This is a genomic window from Nostoc sp. CMAA1605 (genome assembly GCF_021596505.1).
Lineage (GTDB): Bacteria > Cyanobacteriota > Cyanobacteriia > Cyanobacteriales > Nostocaceae > Trichormus.
The window spans coordinates 13,449-33,203 of record NZ_PJIZ01000074.1; the positions used below are offsets into that span (position 1 = coordinate 13,449).

General features: G+C 41.7%; 19 protein-coding genes and 2 pseudogenes. 15 read left to right on the forward strand and 6 right to left on the reverse strand.

Annotated elements, in window-relative coordinates; translation table 11 throughout:
* The first annotated feature begins 67 nt into the window (after window positions 1-67).
* Together CV014_RS21435 and psbA are read left to right on the forward strand one after the other, a co-directional pair.
* Window positions 68-1,567 (forward strand): MBOAT family O-acyltransferase, encoded by a 1,500-nt coding sequence (locus tag CV014_RS21435; RefSeq protein WP_236143882.1) that lies wholly within the window; start codon window positions 68-70, stop codon window positions 1,565-1,567.
* Window positions 1,568-1,980: 413 nt separating this feature from the next.
* Entirely contained in the window at window positions 1,981-3,063 is a 1,083-nt protein-coding gene (psbA, locus tag CV014_RS21440; protein ID WP_236143883.1) for a photosystem II q(b) protein, read from the forward strand.
* A gap of 149 nt (window positions 3,064-3,212) precedes the next feature.
* Here psbA and CV014_RS21445 read toward each other — a convergent pair whose 3' ends face one another.
* Together CV014_RS21445 and CV014_RS21450 are read right to left on the reverse strand one after the other, a co-directional pair.
* Complete coding sequence (locus CV014_RS21445) at window positions 3,213-3,482, reverse strand: hypothetical protein (RefSeq protein ID WP_236143884.1); 270 nt, start codon at window positions 3,480-3,482, stop codon at window positions 3,213-3,215.
* A gap of 150 nt (window positions 3,483-3,632) precedes the next feature.
* Window positions 3,633-4,780: pseudogene (locus tag CV014_RS21450) on the reverse strand (DNA cytosine methyltransferase).
* Between the two features lie 435 nt (window positions 4,781-5,215).
* Between CV014_RS21450 and CV014_RS21455 the strand changes: the two are divergent.
* From CV014_RS21455 to CV014_RS21490, 8 genes are read left to right on the forward strand one after another with little or no spacing between them, the layout of a single operon-like run.
* Entirely contained in the window at window positions 5,216-5,551 is a 336-nt protein-coding gene (locus tag CV014_RS21455; RefSeq protein ID WP_236143885.1) for a cation:proton antiporter subunit C, read from the forward strand.
* A complete protein-coding gene (locus tag CV014_RS21460; protein ID WP_236143917.1) occupies window positions 5,551-6,984 on the forward strand; it encodes a cation:proton antiporter in 1,434 nt (477 codons plus the stop codon). The genes CV014_RS21455 and CV014_RS21460 overlap by 1 nt, the downstream gene beginning before the upstream one ends.
* Complete coding sequence (locus tag CV014_RS21465; protein ID WP_236143886.1) at window positions 6,981-7,364, forward strand: Na+/H+ antiporter subunit E; 384 nt, start codon at window positions 6,981-6,983, stop codon at window positions 7,362-7,364. Before CV014_RS21460 ends, CV014_RS21465 begins: the two co-directional genes overlap by 4 nt.
* Entirely contained in the window at window positions 7,361-7,618 is a 258-nt protein-coding gene (locus CV014_RS21470; protein WP_236143887.1) for a hypothetical protein, read from the forward strand. Before CV014_RS21465 ends, CV014_RS21470 begins: the two co-directional genes overlap by 4 nt.
* Window positions 7,615-7,893 (forward strand): monovalent cation/H(+) antiporter subunit G, encoded by a 279-nt coding sequence (locus tag CV014_RS21475; protein WP_236143888.1) that lies wholly within the window; start codon window positions 7,615-7,617, stop codon window positions 7,891-7,893. The genes CV014_RS21470 and CV014_RS21475 overlap by 4 nt, the downstream gene beginning before the upstream one ends.
* On the forward strand, window positions 7,886-8,431 hold the full coding sequence (locus CV014_RS21480) for a DUF4040 domain-containing protein (RefSeq protein WP_236143889.1): 546 nt from the start codon (window positions 7,886-7,888) through the stop codon (window positions 8,429-8,431). The genes CV014_RS21475 and CV014_RS21480 overlap by 8 nt, the downstream gene beginning before the upstream one ends.
* Window positions 8,428-9,090, forward strand: a complete 663-nt coding sequence (locus CV014_RS21485; RefSeq protein WP_236143890.1) for a Na(+)/H(+) antiporter subunit B — start codon at window positions 8,428-8,430, stop codon at window positions 9,088-9,090. The genes CV014_RS21480 and CV014_RS21485 overlap by 4 nt, the downstream gene beginning before the upstream one ends.
* An 18-nt stretch (window positions 9,091-9,108) precedes the next feature.
* Window positions 9,109-9,462, forward strand: coding sequence for a hypothetical protein (locus CV014_RS21490; RefSeq protein WP_236143891.1), 354 nt, complete (start codon window positions 9,109-9,111; stop codon window positions 9,460-9,462).
* A gap of 4 nt (window positions 9,463-9,466) precedes the next feature.
* Here CV014_RS21490 and CV014_RS21495 read toward each other — a convergent pair whose 3' ends face one another.
* On the reverse strand, window positions 9,467-9,622 hold the full coding sequence (locus CV014_RS21495) for a hypothetical protein (RefSeq protein WP_236143892.1): 156 nt from the start codon (window positions 9,620-9,622) through the stop codon (window positions 9,467-9,469).
* A gap of 371 nt (window positions 9,623-9,993) precedes the next feature.
* On the opposite strand from CV014_RS21495, the pseudogene clpP reads away from it, so the two are divergent.
* A pseudogene (clpP, locus tag CV014_RS21500) lies at window positions 9,994-10,604 on the forward strand (ATP-dependent Clp endopeptidase proteolytic subunit ClpP).
* 490 nt (window positions 10,605-11,094) lie between these two features.
* Here clpP and CV014_RS21505 read toward each other — a convergent pair.
* A complete protein-coding gene (locus CV014_RS21505) occupies window positions 11,095-11,880 on the reverse strand; it encodes a hypothetical protein (RefSeq protein WP_236143894.1) in 786 nt (261 codons plus the stop codon).
* 1,226 nt (window positions 11,881-13,106) lie between these two features.
* On the opposite strand from CV014_RS21505, the gene CV014_RS21510 reads away from it, so the two are divergent.
* Both CV014_RS21510 and CV014_RS21515 read left to right on the forward strand, forming a co-directional pair.
* Window positions 13,107-15,458: a ribonuclease R family protein gene (locus CV014_RS21510; protein ID WP_236143895.1), complete on the forward strand. Its 2,352-nt coding sequence runs from the start codon at window positions 13,107-13,109 to the stop codon at window positions 15,456-15,458.
* Between the two features lie 227 nt (window positions 15,459-15,685).
* A complete protein-coding gene (locus tag CV014_RS21515) occupies window positions 15,686-16,306 on the forward strand; it encodes a flavin prenyltransferase UbiX (RefSeq protein WP_236143896.1) in 621 nt (206 codons plus the stop codon).
* 168 nt (window positions 16,307-16,474) lie between these two features.
* Here the strand turns inward: CV014_RS21515 and CV014_RS21520 are convergent, their stop codons facing one another.
* Window positions 16,475-16,663 carry a hypothetical protein gene (locus CV014_RS21520; protein WP_236143897.1) on the reverse strand — a complete coding sequence of 63 codons (189 nt, stop codon included), beginning with the start codon at window positions 16,661-16,663 and terminating at the stop codon, window positions 16,475-16,477.
* On the opposite strand from CV014_RS21520, the gene CV014_RS21525 reads away from it, so the two are divergent.
* Entirely contained in the window at window positions 16,626-17,327 is a 702-nt protein-coding gene (locus CV014_RS21525; RefSeq protein WP_236143898.1) for a LapA family protein, read from the forward strand. The genes CV014_RS21520 and CV014_RS21525 overlap by 38 nt on opposite strands.
* Window positions 17,328-17,366: 39 nt before the next feature.
* On the opposite strand, the gene CV014_RS21530 is transcribed toward CV014_RS21525, so the two are convergent.
* A complete protein-coding gene (locus CV014_RS21530; RefSeq protein WP_236143899.1) occupies window positions 17,367-17,576 on the reverse strand; it encodes a hypothetical protein in 210 nt (69 codons plus the stop codon).
* 576 nt (window positions 17,577-18,152) lie between these two features.
* Between CV014_RS21530 and CV014_RS21535 the strand changes: the two genes are divergently transcribed.
* Entirely contained in the window at window positions 18,153-19,754 is a 1,602-nt protein-coding gene (locus tag CV014_RS21535) for an NB-ARC domain-containing protein (RefSeq protein WP_236143900.1), read from the forward strand.
* Window position 19,755 lies beyond the last annotated feature (1 nt).

A 19,755-nucleotide genomic window follows, 5' to 3' on the forward strand; every position in this document is an offset into this window, starting at 1 on the left:
CTAATGAATGACTAATGACTAATGACTATTGACTATTGACTATTAACTATTGACTATTAACTAAAATATGGAATTATTATCTATCGTTTATTGGCTGTTTATCCTGAGTGTATTGGGGATTTATTGGGCTTTAGAGAAACCGCAAATGCGCCTAATGGCAATATTAATCGGCAGTATTTTTGCCTACTCTTCTTTAAATACTCAACATATACCTCTGTTATTAGCCCTAACCTTTATCAATTTCCAGTTTGGTCGAGAAATAGGGAAAAATACTTCGCCAGGACAACATAACTTAGATTGGCAAATCTCTAATGAGGAATGGCAATTTGCTAATGTAGACTGGAATCAAAGACGATTAAAACTTTTGTGGCTAGGAGTTAGCTTAAATGTCTTAATTCTCTTAGCATTTAAATATATAAATAGTGCAGTTGCAATATTTTTTAATAATCCAGCTAGCACATCAGGCAATCTGTTTAAAGTTGTGGCACCGTTGGGAATATCTTTTTTTACGTTTGAATGTATTGCTTATTTGGTTGATGTATATCGTGGTGCGCCTGCAAGTAATCAACTGCTGAAATTTGCCGCCTATAAATTATTTTTTCCCAAGCTCGTCTCAGGGCCAATTACTCGCTATCATAACTTTATTACGCAATTTAATTCACTAGAATTTCCTACTACTAATAGAATCGCAGAATCTCTCTGGTTAATTGCTAGAGGTGCTGTGAAAAAAGGCATTTTAGCAGACCGTCTCAGCATTTTTGTTGATTTGTGTTTTGGGAATCTGCAAAGGGCTGGTAGTAACGATTTGTGGTTGGCAACTTTTGCCTATGGACTGCATTTGTATTTAGATTTTAGTGGCTACGTAGATATCGCCCGTGGTAGTGCTTTACTGTTTGGGTTTGTGCTACCAGAAAATTTTGATTTCCCCTATTTCAGTACCAGTATTGCGGAATTTTGGCGGCGTTGGCACATGACCTTGGGTGATTGGTTACGGAATTATGTTTACTTTCCTTTGGGTGGTTCTCGTCAAGGCTTAACTCGCACCTGCTGGAATTTATTTATTGTCATGCTGATTGCCGGGATTTGGCATGGTTCTATTTGGACTTTTGTGGTTTGGGGTGTTTATCACGGTTTAGCTTTGGTGATACATCGACTCATGGATGCAATGAGCGATCGCTATGAGAAACTAGAGCAGTTCTGGCAAAATCCTCTCGGCTTAGTTTTAGCTTGGTTCATTACCCAAATCATGGTATTTACTTCATGGATTTGGTTCCGTCTACCTAATCTGCAAGATTCTGTTTGGGTATTTCAGCATTTGTGGAATCATCCTGCGGATTCGCAATTCTATCAAAAGGTTTATATTGAAGCCCTCAACACCAGCCCTCATCAACTAACCTGGATTATGGGGATTCTATTTGCTTTTATGGGTTTTACTTATGTCTTCAAACGTCACCTCAAACTAGACATTAGTTGGCCTCTCAAGTTGGTGTTCGTACCTCTGTGTGTCTATGCCGTGTGGTTGTTCGCGCCTGAAGGTAGCATTCCCTTTGTTTACTTCAGTTTTTAACTGCAATACCGCTAAAAATTAATTGTAGTAAGCACTGACAAACATTGTGTACTTTTATAAAGTAATTAACTATTTCTCAAACCCTATGTAAACGGGTTGATCCTGAAAAACCCTGATTCCATAAGGGTTTTCGTTCTGCAAATTATTGAGAAATATTACAGAAAAATATTCGCTTTCTATCTTAATAAAAGTACATTAATCTTCTTTATTAGTATCAAAGTCTAGAAGTTAACTATTTAAAGGAAATATATACTTTTGAGAGTGTGAAGCGATCGCAATAAGCTTATTATTTGTTAATAAAAATACTGCAAACTTAATCAACAAAATAACGTAAATTCATGTAGACTTTAATTCGACGGGCATAAATTTACACGCCCAGTCAAATTGATAGAAATTCAAGCAATCATAAACACATGACCACAACCTTACAACAGCGTCAAAGCGCAAGCGTATGGGGACGGTTCTGCAACTGGATCACCAGCACCGAAAACCGCATATATGTCGGTTGGTTCGGTGTATTAATGATACCCACCTTGCTAGCCGCTACCGTTTGCTTCACCATCGCTTTCATTGCAGCACCTCCTGTAGACATCGATGGTATCCGTGAACCCGTTGCAGGTTCATTGATTTACGGAAACAACATAATCTCCGGTGCAGTTGTTCCTTCTTCTAACGCGATAGGTTTACACTTCTACCCCATCTGGGAAGCTGCTTCCTTAGATGAGTGGTTGTACAACGGTGGCCCTTACCAATTGGTAGTATTCCACTTCTTGATCGGATGTGCTTGCTACATGGGTCGTCAGTGGGAATTGTCCTACCGCTTAGGTATGCGTCCTTGGATCTGCGTAGCTTACTCTGCTCCTTTGGCATCTGCTACCGCAGTATTCTTGATCTACCCCATCGGTCAAGGTTCCTTCTCTGACGGTATGCCCTTGGGTATCTCCGGTACCTTCAACTTCATGATCGTGTTCCAAGCAGAACACAACATCCTGATGCACCCCTTCCATATGTTAGGTGTGGCTGGTGTATTCGGCGGTTCTCTGTTCTCTGCAATGCACGGTTCTTTGGTAACTTCCTCCTTGGTGCGTGAAACCACCGAAACCGAATCTCAAAACTACGGTTACAAGTTCGGTCAAGAAGAAGAAACCTACAACATCGTTGCTGCACACGGTTACTTCGGTCGCTTAATCTTCCAATACGCTTCTTTCAACAACAGCCGTTCCTTGCACTTCTTCTTGGCTGCTTGGCCAGTAGTAGGCATTTGGTTCACCGCGTTGGGCGTAAGCACAATGGCGTTCAACCTCAACGGTTTCAACTTCAACCAATCAGTGATTGACTCCCAAGGTCGCGTTATTGCTACCTGGGCTGATGTCATCAACCGCGCTAACTTGGGTATGGAAGTAATGCACGAGCGTAACGCTCACAACTTCCCCTTAGACTTAGCATCTGATGAAGCTGCTCCTGTTGCATTAACAGCACCCGCTATCAACGGCTAATTCTTCCAGCTTTTAGCTAAATAAAAAGCGTTCCTCTCAGTGAGGGACGCTTTTTGCTTTTGATAAAGTTAGTAGTAAGGACTTTAGTCCTTAAACTCGCCAGGATTAACTCTGAATATCTCTATATCCTAGTTAAAATTCCATCCAACCTAAACTGTAACTAATTCCTTGAGTTGACTGTGTGGTGCTTCACTCAAAGAGTTATGAGTATAAATAGACTCACTCTCAAACCATACATGAGTTAATTCATGCTCTGTAAATTCATAACCAAAAGTAGCTGCAAAATTCACTATTTTGTTTGTGTCCCAATGCCAACTACCTAACAGACCTCTGTTAGAACAATTATTAAAGTATGCTTCATAAATGGATGAATCTAACATCAAAACTTCATAAAAAGCATGAACCTGTTGTAACGACATAAAATTTTATCCCCGAAAGTTTTTATTTTTGTATTTAATAAGACCTACATTTAATTGCTGAAATATTCCGGTTTGAATCTTAGAGCCTTAACGAGTCTTTATTTATTTCAATAAATAAAATTCCAGGGAAAACAAGTGATTTTTGTAGCCTTAGTAGTAAATTTGACCACTAACTAAAAAATCAAGAATTGTTTGAGCTAATGCTTTTGATGCTAGATATGGCACGCCATTTCCAATAGTTTTAAACATATTAGTCAGTGACATATTTGCTGGCAAAACAAAATTTTCGGGTAAAGATTGTATCGCTAAAGCTTCCGCTACAGAAATCCGTCGTGCTTTGTATGGGTGTAGATGTACTTCATTATTACCGTAACAAGCTGTGGGTGAATAACGCCATCGATGTAGGCGTTTAAAGGATTTTTTAGAATCATCTCCTTCTGCAATACTGGTAAATTTTTTTATACCTGCTCTCGGTTGAAAATAATGATGAGCATGAGGATGATCTAAGACATGATTTTTTCTGAACCAATATTCAACTGTTAATTCTGGAATGATTCCATCAGGACAAGGAATGATGGAATCTTCTTGAAATGGCTCACATTGACTCCAAGGGTAAGAGAAAGTGTCTTCTCTAGGATAAAGAAGGTGACGAAACCAAGGGAAACGCACTTCATTGAACTCAGAATTCTGATGAATTATGATGCCTATATCTGTTAATATTTTTTTTTAAACCCTAATAAAATAATTCTTTCCCTATCTTGAGGGACACCATACTCAATGGCATTAATTAACCTTTCCGTTAATATATAACCTGCCTGTTTTAATTGTTGTTTGATGGATTCAAAAAAGAGCCGATGTTTTTTAGTCCGCCACAAACCTTTGACATTTTCAAACAAAAAGAAATCTGGTAAATTACGGCAGATTAATTCTATATAGGCGGCTGTGAGTTTCCCCTGATCTCCTGCATATCCTCTATTTTTGCCCCCAACTGAAAAATCAGGACAGGGTGGCCCACCAATAAACCCAACAAGGTGATTTGATTGGCGACAACTTTCAACTAGTTCACATAGTTGCTGTGCTTGCGCGCCCTCAAATAGTTGAGTTACATCACCGCTTTCTCCATGATGATATCCATATTCTGGCAATGGCAGTTTCATCATCTCTCTTGAATAACGGTATGCTGCCATAAATGGCGGGAAGATTTCATTGACATAAACAATATTAAAACCACTGGTGGCAAAACCTAAATCTAAAAACCCTGCTCCTGAGAAAAAGGAGAAGATACTAGGAATAAACATAACTTTTATATTTTCTCAAGAAATAAAATTTATTTACTAGCTAGTGGCTATTGAGAAAGAGCCAGGAAATATTCTGTAAATTTAGAAAATGTGACTTTGCCGGATTCATCATAGCCGGACAATTTGCCGATTTATGGCAATATTCAATGATTTTCATCAGCTATTTTGATGATAGCAAATATACTCATTGATAGTAAAATTAGGTAATGTTTAGATTCTTTTAACATTTTTACCATAGACCAAACCTTTGAGTTTGGATAACTCATGCAACTGATGAGCATGAGTAAATTGTCAATTCATAAGTTTTCCCAATGTCTAAAGCCCAAAATATTTACTGAAAAAATATCTATTAAGCTAACTCAAATAAATCTGAAATAAGCAACTAGCTTTCCTCCCTAGATTCTACAGCCTACCCTTACCCAAGCGATAATTCCTGTGTTAGAAGCCTGTGTATTTGCCACTATATTGTGCGGCTTTTTCGGCATCATTCTGAAAAAAAATCTGTTGATGAAAATCGTCTCTATGGATGTGATGAGTACAGGGGTGATTGCCTATTACGTGCTGATTGCATCACGGGATGGTTTATTTTCACCGATTGTGGGCAAAGTGGACAATCCCGCTTACTCTGATCCCGTTCCCCAAGCGGTAATTTTGACAGCGATTGTGATTGGTTTTTCGATTCAAGCATTAATGTTAGTCGGTGTGATGAAACTTTCAAGAGATAATCCCACCTTGGAAACCAGTGAGATTGAGAAGAACAACACGCCATGATGAACACCATAACGATCGCCTGGATTGCACTACCATTTTTTCTGGGGTTCTTGATTTTCATCTTCCCCAAACTCAATCGCCATCTCACTTTGTGGGGTGCGATCGCCTCCTTTGCTTTCGGCTTACAGTTATTTTTCCAACCATCGCCGATTCAACTCAACTTACTCGATAATTTCGGCGTAACCTTACAAGCTGATCAATTAAGCGGCTACTTTATCTTAACCAACGCCCTAGTCACAGCTGCGGTCATTATCTACTGCTGGTACAGCGATAAAAACGCTTTTTTCTACGCCCAGACAATTATTGTACATGGCAGCTTAAACGCGGCTTTTGTCTGTGCAGATTTTATTAGTTTGTATGTGGGCTTAGAAGTAAGTGGGATTGCGGCGTTTTTATTAATCGCCTATCCCCGTAGCGATCGCTCAATTTGGGTAGGTTTGCGTTATTTGTTTGTCAGCAATACAGCGATGCTGTTTTATCTAGTAGGCGCGGTACTAGTTTATCAAACCCATCATTCCTTTGCTTATGCTGGTTTAAAAGGCTCTCCACCAGAAGCGATCGCCCTGATTTTCTTAGGACTATTAGGGAAAGCGGGAATCTTTGTTACAGGTTTGTGGCTACCTCTGACTCACTCCGAATCAGAAACCCCCGTCTCGGCTTTACTGTCTGGAATCGTCGTCAAAGCCAGCGTCTTACCCCTGTTGCGTTGCGCGCCTCTTTCCCCAGAACTGGATTTCATCGTCAGAGCTTTCGGTGTGGGGACGGCGTTGATGGGTGTATCTTGTGCTGTCTTAGAAAAAGATAGCAAGCGGATGCTCGCCTTTCACACCATTTCTCAGTTAGGTTTTATTCTCGCCGCCCCAGAGGTGGGGGGATTCTATACCCTCGCACATGGACTAGTGAAATCATCCCTATTCTTCAGTGCAGGTGCATTACCCAGCCGTAACTTCAAGGAACTGCAACAAAAGCAGATCGATACCAAAATCTGGATAGTTTTAGTCATAGCCAGCCTCTCCATTTCCGGCTTTCCCCTACTATCTGGGTTTGGAGCGAAGGTGTTGAGTATGAAAAATATGCTCCCTTGGCAAGCGATCGCCATGAATATCGCCGCCGTGGGTACAGCCATATCTTTTGCTAAATTTATTTTTCTCCCCCACGCACCCCAAGCGGGATACACAGTTAAACCAGGTTTTTGGCTAGCCGTCACCCTGTTAATCGGTGGACTTTTTGCAGGTAATGTCATCTATCTCCAGGCATATAACATTACCGACATCATCAAAGCCCTAGCCACAATTGGCATAGGTTGGTTAGCTTACATCTTCATTTTTAAACAACTGGCTGTCTATCTCCCCCGTGTATTGGAAGAATTTGACCATTTAATTGGGGCGATGAGTCTGATTTTAATCCTACTGTTTTGGATGGCATTAGCATGATTGGGCATTTCATACTACGCATGGTGATTTGGCTACTACTCACAGCCAATGTCAGTTGGATCAATATTCTCATCGGTGTGATCATTTCTCTATTACTACCGCGCGGTGTCGCATCCCCAGATAAATTAAAAGACTGGGTACAGGTAATTATCAAAACCCTAGTCGCCATTCCCGTCGCTTATCTCGAAGCCTTTGAGATTATTTTCCGTCCCCATCAACACGAAGAAATCATTCTCGAACACGTCAAACCCAAGCGATCGCCCCGCCTCGTCTTTCTCGATATCTTCATCATCACCTTTACACCCAAAACCATTGTCACCAAGTACCGCGAAGAGGGTTGGTACGAAGTCCACCAGATTCAACCGAGGAAAAAAGCATGAATTTGGAAATCGCCATCATAGCTATGCTTGTGGCTTTGCTCATCCCCATTTATGAAGCCTGGAAGACTGATGATGTCTGGCAAAAAATGTTGGCTTTAGCCAGCATTTCCAGCAAAGTCGCCATCATGATTTTGTTCGTTTCCGTCCTCCGCGACGATTGGATGATTGGCGTGGTAGCGGTGATTATTTTGAGTATCGGTAATGCTGCTTTGATGCTTCTAGCCCAAATTCTCAAACGTTTGAACGAAGTATGATCAACTTTTTTAGTTATACCTGTATCTTCATCGGTCTCATTTTCTGGTTTTGGGGAACAGCTCATTTAGTGAGCGATCGCTCAGTCCTCTTTAAACTACATGGTCTTTCCGTCTCAGACACCCTTGGCTCAATGCTGATGATTGTGGGTTTGCTGCTCAAAATCCCCAGAGAATGGCCGCTACTCCTGCTCGGATTTATCTGTCTAGCCATGTGGAATACCATGCTGGGTTACGTATTGGCTTACTGCTCTACTCCAGAGGATAAAAATGACTGATAGCTATCTATATATAATTATTGCCCTCCTACCATTAGCGGCGGGAATGGTTGTCACTCAAGCCAACCCCTACCACGCTTTAATTATTCGTGGCGTATTAGGTGCTATAGCCGCAATGGTAGATGCAGTTTTAGGTGCGGTCGATGTCGCTTTAACCGAAGCCTTGATGGGTACAATGTTGGCAATTACCCTCTACGCCGTGGCGGTACGTTCCTCGATGGTGATGCGTCTAGGGGTAATTCAAGATGAGTCAACTAAGACACAAGACGAAGATTCGGGGAAAGTGATTGAGACTTTACGCAATGTTGTCAAAAAACACTATCTCCGCCTGGAAATCGTTCCCTACACCAATACCCAAGCTTTACAAAGAGCGTTGATAGACAAAGAAATTCACGCTACCTGCGTCCCTGGGGATAGAGAATATCACACCACCATTAGAATCCAACGCCTTTACGACATCATCAAAACCGAACTCCCCACACCAGCGACTAGCCTATCTTACGTAAACGTTTCCGACTTACAGGAGCAGCATTCATGAAATGGATCTACATCATTGCGGGGATAGCACTGTACGTCAAAATGCTAGTTATACCAAATCCCGCCCTCAGTTCAGCACACGCTGCAATTGTAGACATGGTGGTTCAAGATAGTGGTGTTCCCAACGCCGTGTCAGGGATTATCTTCCGCAATCGCTTATACGACACCATCTTTGAGGTAATCGTTTTTACTATCGCCATCTTAGGCTCAAATTACCTTTTATCTAACGAAAATCCATCTTGTACTATCTATCAGTTTAAAGACCAACCTTCAATTGTTTTAGCCCGTTTAGGTGCAACAATTACCGCCTTAGTAGGGATTGAACTAGCGATTCGCGGACATCTCAGCCCTGGTGGTGGTTTTGCGGCTGGTGTAGCCGGAGGAACTGCGATCGGACTTGTAGCAATCACCTCTTCTTACCCCTGGATGCAGGAAATTTACCAACGTTGGCACGCCGCCACCTGGGAGAAAGTTTCAGTCTTAATTTTTATAGTCCTCTCAGTAATTACCCTAGCAGGCTACGAGTTACCACACGGACAATTAGGAGAATTATTCAGTGGTGGTATTCTCCCCATATTAAACATCATCGTTGCCATCAAAGTAGCCTTGGGTTCTTGGGCTGTGGTGTTAATTTTTATTCGCTATCGGGGGTTATTGTAGAGCGATCGCATCATCTGTTTGGACACACAAAACTCTAAATATGATCAGCAACACTTACAGACAATGATCCCACCTACACAAGCATCAGAATTTGCCCTGAAAGTGTCGCAAGAATTAGTCAAACAGCAACAACCAATCTCAGCAGCCGAAATTGCGGATATTCTTAACACCGGTGAATTTAAAGTGGAGGAAGTGCTAAAAAACTCGCTAGAGTTCTTGCAAACACAAAACAATACCCAAATAACTGATTACGTCTCTATCATTCCCACTTCCGTCACTGGTTGGCAAAACTCACAAAAACACTATAATTCAGTTCGTAGTCAGGACTTTAGTCCTTTTCTTAAAAACTTGAGTTCTCACTACAAACCTTGAATTATTAATGCCAAGAACGGAACAGCATACTAATAATCTGCACAGGCGTTTCTGTTGAGGGCGAAACAGCTCTATTTTGCATTTTGGGACTATTGTTAAGTCCTGCAATCACATACAGCAAGAAAGTGATGATGGCGGCTTGCACAAGTTTTGTCGGCATGGCAGGTCTCCCTCAGTTGACAACATTGCGATTAGGCTCGGCGAATTTAACTACACCCTGTCACCTTGTTTTACCGGATTTACACAAAATAAACAGTATCTTTGCTGATAAAAAGCTAAAAAAATCTTAAATATGAGATATTTGACCCCACAAAATCATGATTTATCAGCACATTTCCCTGGACGTACTCTCACTATAAAAAGTGCCTGTAAAGATGATTAGCATCTACCCCAGCACATAAGCGCGTTAGTGGATAGGCGAAAAAATCTGTAGCTTCAGACGGATATCCATACCTCTACGCCCTGATTCAAGACCACAATCAGCCGTTGTCATCGATAAAATGGAATTTAAAATAGCTACAAGTACGCTGCATGACTATTCCTATCGTCATTGAACAATCAGGTCGCGGTGAACGCGCCTTTGACATTTACTCACGCCTGTTGCGTGAGCGAATTATCTTTTTGGGTCAACAGGTTGACAACAACATAGCTAACTTGATTGTGGCTCAATTACTGTTCCTGGATGCGGAAGACCCAGAAAAAGACATTTATTTGTATATAAATTCTCCTGGCGGTTCGGTGACAGCTGGCATGGGGATTTTCGATACTATGAACCAGATTCGCCCTGATGTCTGTACTATTTGTACTGGACTGGCTGCAAGTATGGGTGCTTTTCTCTTGAGTGCTGGCGCGAAAGGTAAGCGCATGAGTCTACCCCACTCCCGGATTATGATTCACCAACCTTTAGGCGGCGCACAAGGTCAAGCTACTGATATTGAAATTCAGGCGCGGGAAATTCTCTACCACAAGAAAAAACTCAATGAGTATTTAGCCGCACATACCGGTCAGCCACTTGAGCGCATTGCAGACGATACCGAACGCGACTTCTTTATGTCACCACAGGAAGCCAAAGAATACGGCTTGATTGACCAAGTAATTGACCGTCATTCGGCGGTAGTCGTCCGGTAGCTGTTGTCAGTTAACTGTAGGACTTACGCACTGATAGGAAGAATCAAGGGTTTGGGTGAGGGTATAGGGGTATAGGGGTGTGGGGGTGTAGGGGTTCAAAACCCTTACAACCCTTCTGAACAAATCACCTCTGTGCGTAATATTAAGTCCTGAACAGTTAACTGCTTTTACTGCAAAAGGGGAGGGGAAAATTTAATTTTCCCCTCCCTTTTGAATTCTCAGACTGATTCAGACTAATAGTTCACCAACCCAAAATTGCTAGGCTCAGGCAAGCAGGGGGAGCAGGGGGAGCAGGGGAAGCAGAGGGAGCAGGGGGAGAAAGAGATTTTTTTTGCTGCTATTAACTTTGCAAAGTTCTCTTGGCAGACTACTAAAGAGAAAATCATCATTTCATGAACCCTTACACCCCTACACCCTCATACCCTTACACCCCTATACCTTGAAACCAGTATTTTTGGATCTAAGTGTAAAAAACCTGACTTTCCTAAGTTACTGACTAAGAGATTAGAATCCCGCAATGGGATCAGGTTGCGATTCTAGGTATTTGAGAAAACTGTGTAATTCTTCTTCTGTTAGTAAAGTGCGTCCGCGTTTACCGTAGGTTTTAATTAAATACTCTCTTCCTTGTTCTGGTGTCCAGCCTAGTCGCTGCAACTCTACATCGGTTTTAGCTATGACATCAGATAAATCTACGGGTTCGGCTTTTTTCTTTTTCTTCCCAGTTCCAGATATTGGCGCAACGTTTTCTGGGGGATGAGAATTACGTGGTGTAAAGGGGGTAACGTTGCTGGGAGGAAGATCCGTTAAAGGTAAATTTTCTGCATCTGGAATAGACATTGGTGGTGTGTCTTCCATGATGGCACTGAGTTCTAATGCTGGGAAACTAATCTCTGGGTTGTAACTGGGAATAGGTGTATCAACTTTCACCGCAGTTTCATGATGAGTGAGTGACCAGTGATTATTACTGGTGTGATTTTCTGTAACTGAGGGAACTGTAGATTCCTGAATGGGAGAGTCGACAGGCTGAAACTGTGCTGTTGATTGTGGAGTAGGTGTTGAGACAATTTCTACTGATGTTTGTGGTGTATTGGTCATTCTTAACACCATTAAGGCGCGCGTTCTGGCTTGGTCTTCAGCCGCTTCTATGGTTTCGGCGGCTGCCATACCTGTAGCACGGGTAACACCTTCTATCTGCACACTGGCGCGAACAATAAATTTTCCCTGAAAAATTTCTACTAATTCAGAAACTAAACTGCCGTTGGGATACAAGCTCTGGAATTGAGCCAACATAATACTGCTACCAAAATCTAAATTCTAGAAAATTATGGAGTGAAAACTCATGGAATTTACACAACCCGACTTTTTAGCACTGCCAGAAAGTAAATTATTCTCTTCAGAAAATAAATCTGAGTGAGTGGGATTAATTTTATCTTGGATGGTTTAGTAAATGTATTTTAACTTTACAGCCACTAATTTTTGAGTGGGTGGAAAATATGATGAATACAATTAGACCACTATATCTTGGTGTTGCTAATATTTCTATTTTAGTGGTGGAGAAGCTGAGGGAGGATTATTTGCTAAATCATGAGTAACAACTTGGTATTCTAGAGGCGATCGCTCTACTCAGATTGATCTAGCTGTAGCATTTGCTAGTGTATGGGATGATCATAGTTCATTTATTCTCAGTGCCTTGACTATTAATGCTATACTAATTACCCAATTCGAGATCCAGAACTATTTTCTGGAAGTACGCTCTAAATCTACAATAATGGAGTAATGGTTCTTCCTCACTGCTACTTAGCCTAGTACCTGATTGTTACTGATTCTTCATACGGACAAGTTGGGTAATTCGGCAGTTTTTTTCAGTAAAAAATCAGAGGCAAATCACGCAAAAGTACCCTCAACCTCGACCACAAAACACCTGTAGTTTCCCCTATGTGGCACTTTTTTGGGTGATGCGGCGACTCATTACCACACTAGACTCAAAATCAGTTGCGTAATTAACACTAACGGGAAAACTTTTTGTCAGCTTTACTTAATATAAGTTTGGTTCGATGACGGTACCTAAACCTAGATTAACTCTGAAATGGTTATGCAGTGAGAAGTGCTTTGAGAGCGTACTCTCCAGGAAAGCCAGCTACACGGATCATCTGATGAATAGTGCTGAGTATCGAGTGCTGAGGGCTGAGTAGAAAAGCCACTGATGAAAAAAATCTTCTCTCCGTAAGAGGATTTTTCCTCCAAAGGCCAAGCATTCACTAAGTGTGACACTGTTGAATGCTTTCTACTTCAACTCAAAATCAGCATCTGCTAACCGCCCTGCTACCGTTAACACAACTCAGCACTGAGTAGCTAAAACCCATCTTCCCTTCTGGGTAGATGAACCTTGATGAGAACGTCGGGAACACGCCCTTGAGGCAATTCGTTTCCAGCTAATATACTGTAGTCCGTGAGGGCATACGGCAAAGAACCAGATTACGCCAACATGATGTTTTGACCAAAGGTCGGTTCACTGCATGGAATTTTCAATCGCTACACTCCTTGCCAATTTCACCGATGATAAATTGGTAGCTCGCAAAGTTTTGGAAAAAAAACTCGGTTGCGAGGACGAAGAAAGTTTAGAAAAACTCCACATCACCTTGGAGGTATTGGAGAAAATCGGTCTATTGGCAAAGGAACGGGGTAAGTATCGCCGCATTTCAGAAGAAGGTCTAATTGAAGCTAAACTACGTTGTTCTAGTAAGGGCTTTTGCTTCGCGATTCAAGATGTCGAAGGGGCTGAGGATATTTATATCCGTGAAAGTCATTTGAGTAACGCTTGGAATGGCGATCGCGTTTTAGTCAGAGTCCTGAAAGAAGGTAGTCGTCGCCGTTCCCCAGAAGGGGAAGTTAAGTTAATTTTAGAACGTTCTAATCACACTCTACTTGCCAGGATTAAACAAGTAGACGGTGGGTTTCGAGCTGTTCCCCTAGATGACCGTTTGCTGTTTGAGTTAAAAATCTTAACTAACGGCATGAAATTAGAGGAAGCCCTCGACCACCTCGCTCATGTGGAAGTGCTGCGTTATCCTTTAGCCCAATATCCCCCTGTCGGTCGGGTAGTACAAATTCTCGGTAGTGACGCAGAAGCCGCAGCTGATATAGATTTAGTTACCTGTAAACACGATTTATCTCGGACTTTTTCAGACGCAATCCTCGATGCAGCTTCTAAGTTATCCAAACGGCTGCTCAAGGCTGACCTGAAAAATAAACTGGATTTACGTAATTTATTTACGCTTGCTATTACGGAAGTAAATAATGACCAGAAGGTAGTAGAAAATGCCTTCAGTCTAGAAAAAACGGTGGCAGGAAACTGGCAATTAGGTTTTCACATCGCCGATGTTTCCCACTATATCCAACCTGACGAAGCTTTAGATAGGGAAGCAGTAAAACGGGGTCGTTCAGTATATTTGGGTGATTTAGTGTTGCCCATGTTACCCGATGCTGTGGCGGAGCGTTGTTCCCTAGTCCCGAAAAGCGATCGCCTGGCTATCTCCTTTTTAATTACCTTCTCTGCCCAATCTGGTGCAGTCTTGGAATGGGAAATCCAACCGAGTGTGATTCATGTAGACACAGCCTTGACCAAAGCCAAAGCTGAAGGGGTGTTAGCGGGAGAAGTGAAAAAAGAATCTCCCGATGTCATCGAACTATTACACAACTTAGTCAGCATTTCCCAAAGTGTGAGACAAGCCCGCCTCGCCCGTGGTAGCTTGCAGTTAAATCTTCCCTCCACTCAAAACCCCTACTTCGATGAAGGGATATTAGGGGCTGTAGTGGTGGATGATTCCCCAGTGCGATCGCTCTTCACCGAGTTTGTGCTACTGGTGAATGAATTAATGGCTGTGCATTTAAATGCTTTGGGTGTTCCCTCTATCTGGCGGACTCAAGGTACACCCGATGCCGAAGACGTGCAGGAAATGCTCAAATTAGCCATTAACTTGGGCGTGGAATTAGCACTAGACCCAGAAGTCGAAATTGAACCCTTAGATTACCAACACCTGACTAGAGCCTTTGCTGACTCCCCCTCAGAGCAAGTGTTGACTTATCTATTGCAAGATACCCTTAAACCATCGGTATACAGCACCACTCAAGGAAGTCACTTTGGGCTAGCACTCCCCCAATACATTCACTGTACTGCACCCCTGCGTCGTTACCCCGATTTACTCATCCAGAGAGTGTATTATCAACTACTAGAACACGGACGCGATCGCCGCAATACCCGTGTTAAAGAACGGGTGAACCTGCGCCACTCCTCCAGCCACACAGAAATTAACTGGAACGTCCTCCCCCCAGAATTGCAGCAAGAACTGCAAAGCGATTTAACCAGGGTAATTGTCCAAATCAACGACAGAGAAAAAGAAGTCCAAGAAGCCGAAGCCGACTTAGCCGGACTGCAAAAAGCCCAACTGATGAAACAGCGCATCGGGCAAGTTTTTCAAGGTGTAATTACCGGCGTGCAATCCTATGGTTTCTTTGTGGAAATTGAAGTTCCCTCTGGAGATGCGGAAGTGAAGACTAATCCTGGCGTACCGTTACGGGTAGAAGGACTAGTTCATGTTAGTTCCCTCAAAGATGACTGGTATGAATACCGCGCCAGACAGCAAGCCCTATTTGGTAGAAAAAATCGCGCTTCCTATAGATTAGGCGATCGCGTCTCCGTCCAAGTTAAAAGCGTCGATTACTACCGTCAGCAAATAGATTTAGTTACCGTAGGTAGCGACGGACTAGTCAAAGGCTTAGGAGTTGGTGGTGTAAATGGTGATATTTCGGATATCTACCTAGCCAACGACCTTGAAGCCGATGATTTAGACCCTTATGCTGAGGAATAGTCAACAAGTGCTAAGTGCTGAGTTGAAAGTGTTGAGTAAATCGGCTATTCAAAAAGCATCTTGTGGAGAAATTGAACATCCACAAGCAACAAAGCATCTACCAAATTACTAACTAACTTCTAAACTCACCCAACACCGGCTAAACGCCGCGCTACCGCTAACAAAACTCAGCACTCAGCACCGGCTAAACGCCGCGCTTGCACTAACAGCACTCTCATAAACTAACGGTGACAAATCATAGCAAACCCCTAATTATCGGCGTATCAGGTGCATCTGGTCTGATTTACGCCGTTCGTACCCTCAAATATCTTCTAGCAGCCGACTATGAAGTCGAATTAGTCGCCTCTAAATCAAGTTACATGGTTTGGCAAGCCGAACAGGATATTAGGATGCCCTCAGAACCAAATCAACAGGAGCAATTCTGGCGCGAACAAGCCGGAGTTCCCCAAGCAGGTAACTTGCGTTGTCACCCTTGGAGTAACGTCGGAGCCAACATCGCCAGTGGTTCTTTCCGTACTTTAGGAATGATTGTCATTCCTTGCAGTATGAGTACCGTTGCTAAATTAGCCGTAGGTTTAAGTTCCGACTTACTAGAAAGAGCCGCCGACGTTCACATCAAAGAGGGACGCAAATTAGTTGTTGTTCCCCGTGAAACCCCATTTAGCCTGATTCACCTACGAAATTTAACTACCTTAGCAGAAACCGGAGTTCGCATTGTCCCAGCAATTCCCGCCTGGTATCACAACCCACAAAGCGTTGAAGACTTAGTTGATTTTGTCGTAGCGCGTGCCTTAGATCAATTAGACATCGATTGCATACCTATACAACGCTGGGAAGGGAATAAATGAGTTAAAAGTAAAAGAGTGCTGAGTAATGAGTGCTGAGTGCTGAGTGCTGAGTGCTGAGTAATAAGTAATAAGTAATGAGTAATAAGTAATAAGTAATGAGTAATAAGTAATGAGTAATAAGTAATGAGTAATAAGTTAATGAGTTAATGAGTGGTTAGTAGTTAGTAATTAATGGTTAGTGCTGAATTGGGAAACAAATTCTACCTTGTCTACCTTGTCCCCAATCCCCAGTCCCCAATCCCCAGTCCCCAATCCCCAGTCCCCAGTCCCCAATCCCCAGTCCCCAATCCCCAATCCCCAGTCCCCAATCCCCAGATTTATGGCTGTAATTCGTTTAATTCTATTAATAGCAATCATGGGAGGACTAACGCTGTTGTTAGTTCAAAATTGGTCGCCTGTGCTATCGCTAGTTTTTTTGGGTATGCGAAGCCAGTCGTTACCTTTGGCGTTGTGGATTTTGTTTAGTATGACTGCTGGTGCTGGCACATCTCTATTGATTACTAGTTTGTTTAGGCTGTCTAATTATTTTGCGCCTAGTCAAAAAATTCCCTCAACAACAACAGCTAGACGTAACACAACTAACAAGCGCGAACAATTTACATCTGAACCATCAACACCCCCTCCACCTAAAAGCCAGCCAGAGTCTAGCCGCAGGGAGAGATTTGACGAAGAATTTGATGACTGGACAAATGAGGGTGCTAATGATGATTGGGATTTTGATGAGCAACCAAACCCTGCACCTCAAGCGAATTCTGCCAACGAACCAAAACGCAACTCCACTAGTTACGAACGTCCCCAGCAACCCAACCAAGTTTCTCGCTCTGGTTCTACCTACTCCTATAGTTACCGCGAACCCAAAAACACCGCCGCAGGGAAAGCTGAATCAGTTTATGATGCTGATTACCGAGTCATCATTCCCCCTTATACACAACCCACTAACGATGAAATCGACAGTGAAGAGGATGATGATTGGAGTTTCTTTGAAGATGATAACTGGGAAAACGATCAACCGCGTAAATGAGGCAATTTGAACAAATCACGGTAATAGGCTTTAATCTCTTCAATATTCAAGCCTCATACCTTTTTGGCAAAGTTCGCGAGATTCTTGCTTAACATTACCGTTCATGGCAGCCTCTTGCAAAGTCATAAAGGCATTTAAATCTTCGATGTCATACCTAGTAGTTAATAGATAGCGTAGTTGATTTTCTGCCTCAACCGTCAGATAGCCAGTTACTAAAGCTTGTTGCACAACATCACGAATTCGAGTCATGGTTGATGCCTCATTCACACCACATTAATACATTCGGTCTAATAACTGGAAAATATGCAGTATTCTCTAAACCTCAAACTAATGAATAGACTTATTTGATGTTTTGAGTAAAACTGTCATTTTTTACACCTTGTAATGGCAAATATCACTAATTACAGACTGTAAAATAGTCAGAGATTTTATCGAAAGTCTGATTCAGAACTTTCCTTGGTAGACCTGAAATTGCGGAAGGATTCCACTGATAAATCCTGGGATTTTTACCATTTAGGAATCATGCTTTTTCACTTGGGTGTAACTTCTTGATTTTGTACTGTAAGTAACTCAGTAAAATGTACCAGTGAAACATTCTGTGAAAAGATAGAGCAACGGTAATTAAGTATGACGGCAGTGTTTCACTTAAAGTTTCAAATAAACTTTATAAATTTTCTATTAAGCCAACCATACCTAATAAGTAACTGCTTAGTCACCTAACAAAAGTTAGGAAATTCGTTAGAAATTTATCTCTGATTTATTCTGGCTTTATGGAAGAGTCGCTAATATATTGCCAAGGTTATATTAAATACATAGCGAACAGTAATGACAACATTTGATGCCAATCAAATAGAAGTATTTCTAGAAGCGGGAAAGAATTGGGAGTTAGAAAAACTATACATCGATTTAGCATCAACTAAAGGTAAAGCATTAACTCCTGTAGAAAAAAAATTTCTCAGAGGCTTACTTTGTGGATGTAGTCCGGCAGAAATTGCTAGTGTGGTGTATCAAAGTCGTAGTAGTAGCACCGTGAGAGTTTATTTATCTAACGGACTCTACAAATATATAGAAGAAATGTTAAGTAATCAAGCTGGAAACTCCGTCAAAGTCAAAAATTGGAGTCGTGTAACTTATTTACTGGAAAAAGCAGGGTATAAAAAAGATAAGTTGCAATTACAATCCATTAATGGCAATGGAAAAACTATCAAAGAACCAGAAAATAACTTAGTTAAATTTAAATCTACAGCCCTTATTGATTGGGGTGCTGCTGTTGATGTCAGTAATTTTCAAGGTAGAACGACAGAACTAGGAAAAATCAAACAGTGGGTTTTAGAAGATAATTGTCGGCTAGTGCTACTCTTGGGCATGGCTGGTATTGGGAAAACTGCTTTTTCCGTGAAGCTAGCACAAGAGCTACAATCAGACTTTGAGTATATTATCTGGCGATCGCTACGTCTTGCACCTACCCTAGAGAAGATATTAGAGCAACTGATTACGCTTTTATCTCCCGAACAACAGGATAAAAATGCTGACACAGTAGATGAGAAAATATCTCTATTGATAGATTGTTTACGTTCTACCCGTTGTTTAATCGTTTTAGATAGTTTTGACTCAATATTAGTTAGTAATCATCAATACAACAAAGACAGTAACTCCAATTCAGAAAACACTGATTTTACTTCTTTAATATCCCCCATCAAATATCATCCAGAGTATGAGATTTATCAGGAATTAATGCAACGCTTAGGAGAATCGCAACATCAAAGTTGTGTCATCTTAACTAGTCGCGAGAAAACACCAGAAATCACAGCTTTGGAGGGGCAGAATTTACCCGTGCGTTCCTGGAAACTGACAGGATTGGGTAAAAAAGCCAGCTTTTCAATCCTCCAATCTAAAGGATTGAGTCAACTAACAGAGAAAGAATCTCAAATACTAGCTGATTGGTATGCAGGTAATCCGTTATTTTTACAATTGGTAGCCAGAGCCATTCAAGACTTATTTGGTGGTGACATCAATGAGTTCATCAGCCAAAATACCGTTATTTTTGGAGACTTGCGTTTAATTCTAGAACAGCAATTTAATCGTTTGTCGCAAATAGAAAAAAATGTTCTGTATTGGTTAGCAATCAATCAAGATTGGGTTTCACTCAGTGAGTTACAAGGAAACATCATACCAGGATTATCACCGAGAATCTCCCAGAGATTAATTTTGGATGCTGTAGATTTATTGCAAAAACGTTCCTTAATTGAACAGCACGCAGGCAGATTTTCACCAACTCCAGCCTTAATTGAGTATACAACTGAACGGTTAATAGAGGAGAATTTGAAATTACGTGCCGCAAAAGAAGATTGCTTATTAATGCAGACGCTTTTGACAGCACATAACCAAAACCATACAGGAAAAAGCCGTCTGAAACTGGAGTTTTAAA